At 44.0% G+C, this 5,970-nt stretch carries 5 protein-coding genes; 3 read left to right on the top strand and 2 right to left on the bottom strand.

Annotated elements, in window-relative coordinates:
- Positions 1 to 652 precede the first annotated feature (652 nt).
- Both Q5691_RS27195 and Q5691_RS27190 read right to left on the bottom strand, forming a co-directional pair.
- The gene (locus Q5691_RS27195) at positions 653 to 1,264 is read right to left on the bottom strand and encodes a Uma2 family endonuclease (protein WP_333312327.1); all 612 of its coding nucleotides are present in this window, start codon (positions 1,262 to 1,264) and stop codon (positions 653 to 655) included.
- Positions 1,265 to 1,553: 289 nt separating this feature from the next.
- Positions 1,554 to 3,215 (bottom strand): glycosyltransferase family 39 protein, encoded by a 1,662-nt coding sequence (locus Q5691_RS27190; protein WP_333312328.1) that lies wholly within the window; start codon positions 3,213 to 3,215, stop codon positions 1,554 to 1,556.
- 74 nt (positions 3,216 to 3,289) lie between these two features.
- Between Q5691_RS27190 and Q5691_RS27185 the strand changes: the two genes are divergently transcribed.
- The 3 genes from Q5691_RS27185 (at position 3,290) to Q5691_RS27175 (ending at position 5,542) form a co-directional block, all read left to right on the top strand.
- Positions 3,290 to 4,777 carry a hypothetical protein gene (locus tag Q5691_RS27185; RefSeq protein WP_333312329.1) on the top strand — a complete coding sequence of 496 codons (1,488 nt, stop codon included), beginning with the start codon at positions 3,290 to 3,292 and terminating at the stop codon, positions 4,775 to 4,777.
- A 68-nt stretch (positions 4,778 to 4,845) separates the two neighbouring features.
- Positions 4,846 to 5,019, top strand: coding sequence for a hypothetical protein (locus Q5691_RS27180; RefSeq protein ID WP_333348329.1), 174 nt, complete (start codon positions 4,846 to 4,848; stop codon positions 5,017 to 5,019).
- Between the two features lie 118 nt (positions 5,020 to 5,137).
- Positions 5,138 to 5,542, top strand: a complete 405-nt coding sequence (locus tag Q5691_RS27175) for a hypothetical protein (RefSeq protein ID WP_333312331.1) — start codon at positions 5,138 to 5,140, stop codon at positions 5,540 to 5,542.
- The last annotated feature ends 428 nt before the right edge of the window (positions 5,543 to 5,970 follow it).

The following is a 5,970-nucleotide window of genomic DNA, read 5'->3' as shown; positions in this document are numbered from 1 at the left end:
AATATTTGCCCAAATGGAATTATCGAGCCGTACCCCAACCTGAGTAATTCATTAAGTTATTTATTTTTCATTCCTTAGTATCGTTCCCAAAACTGTCCGGAGTATTGATTTAAATTGAATGTCAAAAAATAATCTACAGCATATTCGGTGGTTCGTGAAGTACACTATAAAGCTCTATTGTTGGTACATTGTTATGTAGGGTGCTGATCTGCTCATGTTTAATGAAACTTGCAGATTGACTGGTGGCGACGCACCGATGCTTACGACCCTTGTTGTGTGTACCGCATATACATGGAATATGCTGTAAGTCTTGTGGGGAGTAGGGGTAGGGCCAGAAAGCCCGCCCTCAATATGCAATGTAAATGCGTGACAGATTAAACGTATCAAAACCGAATAAACCAGGCTTTTCGGGGGGGTGCATCTCAATTTTGTAGAATATACAGCATATTCCAGGTTGATGAAGTACAGTAGCCGCTAAATTTATATTGTGTGATTTTAATATGTAGGGTGCGTCGCTGCGACCTTTTAAATAGAACTTGCAGATTGTTGGTGGCGACGCACCTTACTTACTACAAGATTGTGTGTACCGCACATACATGGAATATGCTGTATTTGCAAAAATGAGATGCACCCTGGCGGGCTTTAAGCCTCATTAAACTTCTGCAATTTCAGGTGCAATTTCTGGATCTACTTGTTCAAAATTCACTTTATTATAGATATCTGCCACAGCAATTTCAAAGGATACTGAAGCAAGCGCGATCGTCTCATCCAATTCATTGTACTCAGCAAACGACCATCGCTTATCATCCGTCTTAGAAAAATGTTCGATATATCTCCGATTTTGGTCGATCAATAAGTATTCTTCAAGAGTGGGAATTGTGCGGTATCCCTCAAATTTTTTGCTGCGATCGTATCCTTTAGTTGACGCTGACAAAAACTCAATAATTACCCTGGAATTGGTAATCGTATCGGTGCGGTTATTATAATACTCCGGCTCCCCACATACTACCATCACATCGGGATAAGTATAGATGCGCTTCTTGGGTATCCACAAGCGGACATCGCTCATGAAAACTCGATAGTCTAGTTTTTTGAACGCAAAATTTAGTTCGGTACTGAAATTGAGCGCTATTTGATTGTGATTGGTAGAGCCACCGGCCATAGGAAATATTTCACCGTCAATGTATTCGCTTTTGTAGTCAGCAGCTTCTTCTAGTGCTAGATATTCCTCGATCGAGTAGTATCGTTGTTCAGTAAGTTGCATAGTTCTATTAGAGAGCATTTAACTGAGGCTTTTGTTTAGTGTAACATTTTTGGGTAAGCTTTTTAAGGTTGAGTTTGTGTAGGGGGTTTTTGAGATTGTTGGTTTCTCGTATGAATTGTTGGTAAACTCGTCCGCACCCAGCCGATCGCCTAGATTTATCTGATATGCGATTGCATCCCAAAAATGTAGATTCGGATTTGTCGTTGGGTGGGGGCGGGTTTTCGAGATTTTTGGTCTGAGGCGATTATGGTTGGTGAACCCGCCCCTACGGTAATTTGGGGAAACACGCTTACTTTTTAGTTACCACAACCCAATCGTCCGCTGTTTTGACAACCTCAGCATTCTGCAAACGTAAATGTTTTAAAACGGGTTTTTCTAACAGAAAATAAGGTTGAGGAAGAGTTTGCCATTTCTTTTTGAGCGTTGGCGCGTCGGCGACAATAACTTGGCGTTGACTGTAAAAATTCAGCGAGGGACGGCCCAAGCGGTGAGAAGTAAACACTTGTTGACCGGCCGGAGTTCCTGTGCGGACAATTTCGGCGATCGGCTTAACGGGATAATCCTCCGCCAGTTCCCAAACCCAGTTATCTGAAGCCACCAATACTAACAGCGTCAGGTAAGTTCCCCAAATTAAAACTAATATAAACTGCCTGTCTTGGCGGTGCAGCAACACGGCCGCCATTGTCATTGTCAAACCTAAAACCATCAGCATTAACTGCAAATCTCGCTCGATCGGCACAATGTATTTCCCAATTTGCACTAAGCCACTGAAGTAAATGCAGCCGACAACACCAACTACACCCAGCACTGCCAAAATCGCGGGATGAGGCAACAAAGAAATAGCATCAAAACGTTCTTCTGCTTTCTCTTTGAGCGGTTCTGGTGGTAGCCAAAGTTGCTCCCAAACTTCAGCGAGATAACTGCCAACAGCAAGAGCAAAAGCTGGATAAATTGGCAAAACATACCACGGCAATTTAGTAGTCATCACAGAAATAGCCAGCAGATATACTCCAGTCCAAACCAATACTAATTTTGGCCCGGGAAAATTGCGATTTTCCCAACTCAAACGCAGCCCTTGTAGCCAAAATAACTGCCACGGCCAAGCTAATTTTAAAATTTCTAAAATATAATACCAGGGCGGGCCTTTGTGACTGCTCACAGGTTCCGAAATGCGTCGGAAAGATTCGTTAACTAAATTAGCGTGGATGAAATATTGGCCGTAGTGCAGCCATTGGGCAAAATACCAAGCAGCTACTGGCAATGTTCCGATCGCCAATCCGCCCCAAAGATACGCAGAAGTGAGGAGTCGCGGGGTATCCCAAACCAAAAAAATACAGCCCATCCCAGCCAGCAGCAGCCCCAACATCACGCCCTTAGTCAGGCAAATGAGCCCGAACCCAATCCCCGCACCCAAAGCGTAGCGCAAGTCGCGGCGCGATCGTAGCAAACACCACATCGCCCCCAACAAAAAACACAAAACTGCTCCATCCAACATCGCCAAACGTCCATGCCGCACCACCGGTAACAGCGTCAGATAAACGAGGGCAGAAAAAATGGCGATCGAACGCTGCAGAAACAACTCCCTGCCAATGGCGTAAAGCAACGGCACTGAAGTGGCTGTCAGCATCGCCGGTACCAACCTCGCCGTGAATTCGCTGACACCGCCTGCTGCAAAACACAGCCCGATTAGCCAGTGTACCAGCGGCGGTTTGTTGAAATAAGGCATAGAGTCGATCGTCGGATACAGCCAATTTAAGTTGCCGCGCCAAATTTCGCGACTTACCTGCGCTGCAATGCCTTCATCCCAATCCCGCAAAGCCACGCCGCCCAGATTCAGCCCGAAAATCAGCACTGCAGCCAACAGAAAAGCCAGCATCCACACTTTGTCTGTAAAGCTGTCATTCCAGCGATTTTTCGGTTTGCGTCCCAGGAATGGAAAGATTTCTGACATAAGTTAAGAGAGTTTTGAGCGTCCCAAACTGAGGGTAAACTTAGACAGCAGTTATTTGCAACTAGGAAAATACCATGAACTTGCCTGTAATTATAGATATTATCATTGGCTTAGTATTTATCTACCTGACTTTAAGCTTGCTAGCTTCGGAAATTCAGGAACTGATTGCTACTGTTTGGCAGTGGCGGGCGGAACATTTAAAGAAGTCGATCGAAGTGCTGATTTCAGGAGGCAGCGAAGGTGCGAAAGATCCCCTGCAATTTAAGCGAGTCGGACAGTTAGCCCATTCGATTTACGCCAATCCGATTATCAAAGATTTGAATCAGGGAGCGAAAGGGCTGTTATCAGAGGGATTTCGCTCTGTTACGCACCGCCTGGGGGATTTGTACCACGGAATTACGGGTACTAAAAATGTTTTCGGCAATAAATCCACTGGGCCTTCTTATATTCCAGCCGAGTGCTTTTCTGCTAGTCTTTTGGAGACTTTAAAGGTTTCTAGTTTGCTCAGCTCCATCTCTAAAACCCGATTGGAAAGATTTAAAGATTTACAGTTGGCACAAATTCAACAGATTGGAGCGAATCTGAGTTTACCGGATGCTACTAAACCGATTATTGAGCAAGAATTTAGGTGGCTGACTGCGGAGTTCAATCGAGTTGTTGAAGATTATCAAAACAATTTAGCAAGTTTGAACAACAGCTTAGATCGAATGTCGGAAAAGCTAGAATTTTATATTAAGGATTCTCAGGTTTATCTACCAGAAACCGAGCAGGGAGGGAGAGAATTTCAGAGGCAGATGGCATTTGTCAAGGCTCGTTTTGATAGCAAAATTGAGCGGGTGGCGCTGCTGGGGCAACTGCAACCGAGTTTTAGCAATCTGTTAAATACTGTTAAAAAAAGTCAAGAGTCGGCAGCAGAAATTATGGAACTCAAAGAGGAAAGTCCGATTTATCAACAAATTCAAGAAACCTTAGACCGTATGCCAGAATCTTTGAAACGCAGCCTTTATATTTTAGCGCAGCGCGCTGAAAAAGGCAGCGGAGATACTCAAGAGCAGTTGGAGCGGTTTCAGAAAGAAATTGAAATTTGGTTTGACCAATCGATGGAGCGTGCTTCTGGTGTTTACAAGCGGAATGCTAGAGGGGTTGCGATTTTGCTCGGAACTGCGATCGCTGTCGCTGCTAATGCTGATAGCATTCATATTATTAATCGGTTGTCGAAGGATTCGATGTTGCGATCGACTGTTAATGTGTACGCTGAGCAGTTGGTGGAAAAAAATGCTAAGACTAAATTAGATAATTTAACAAGTCTGAGAAAAGTTCAAAAGGATGTAGATATAGCTTTGGATGAGGTAGCCCTGCCTTTTGGATGGAGCGAACAGAACAGCTTAGAACGAGATAAGCAGGGGAATGTATTGTGGCTGGCTTTGATTTCCAAATTGTTTGGTTGGATATTGAGCGGCGTAGCTATTTCTATGGGGGCTGCTTTTTGGTTTGAGGCGCTCAACAAGATTATTAATATTCGCAATGCAGGGAAAAAACCGCCATCTTCCACAGAATCTTGAGCGGTGCAGTTGCCAGGCTAATCTACTAAGTGTCATACCTTTTTAGATTTTAGATTTTAGATGGGCAAATGACTCAAGACTATCGAGGTTTGAAGCATCGGCTTACGGTGGGATTCTTTTGTGAAAGTGGGATCACGGATAGGATACCGGATCGAGCGGTAATTTGGCGTTTGGCGGAAGTCAGGGAAAACACGCAGAATATAAATTCCGTGCGATCGCGGATGGCAGTGCTGCAGAAATAGGGGACACTAATAGATAGGTTAAATAAGAATGGGCGAAATAAACAAGGTCGCTGGCAGTTTCAGAAGCTCTGACTCCAAGGCTGTATCTACCGCTAAACACACTTTTGGAGGACGGAATATGTTAACTTCTTTCAGGGAAACGACTCCCGCCTCGGAATACGGAGATTCCCCATCCCAAAGCTTTGTAGTCAAGGGCTCCAGCATCAATGAATGTGGATATTTTGTTTCCAGAATTTTGGCTGGGGAATCTGAGTGCATTGAGAAAATGACCTCCGCACTTCAAACATCTGCCTCTATCCTTAGAGAGATTGACAAAGTTGGCTCGACTTCTGGCGGCAGCTCGATCCAAGTGCAATTAGGCTTTGTTATCCTCAGTTCAGATTACCTAGAACCATACAAAAGTCAATTGCCAAAATCGCATACCTCTATGACTCCCAGCAACAGACTTGGTTCGTGTTATGCCGATCGATATAGTGATACACTCAGCAACGGCGGTGGGAGCGATCGACTGTTTGCTAATTAAGGAGAGTAATTTAATGGAGGGTATCGAACCTACCGAGGGCGACTGAACCCGAATACAATTTTAATTAGGGAGCCAGGCGCGATGGCAATCAACGATTTGATATGGCTCAATCTACAATCATCTCAATTCGCGCTGAATAACTTGAATCACTTTTGCAGTGAGGATGGCAGTCCTCACAGTGTCGGTAGCACCCCATAAGCCAATTGATTTCCAGCCAGAGGTTCCACTTAATATTAAATCGTTTTGACCGCAAGCATCCAGGATACAAGCCCCCGAATTGATCCGTCCAGAAATAAAAAATCTGTACCCGATGAAACTTGCCCCCGAATTTATCCGTGGTGTCAATGCTTCAAATCTAAAATCTAAAATCTAAAATCTAAAATCTAAAATCTAAAATCTAAAATCTAAAATCTAAAATCTAAAATCTA

The sequence above is a fragment of the Microcoleus sp. w1-18aA5 genome (assembly GCF_036701705.1).
GTDB lineage: Bacteria > Cyanobacteriota > Cyanobacteriia > Cyanobacteriales > Microcoleaceae > Microcoleus.
Note: the sequence above shows the minus strand (reverse complement) of the source record. Positions and strands in the feature narration are given on the sequence as shown.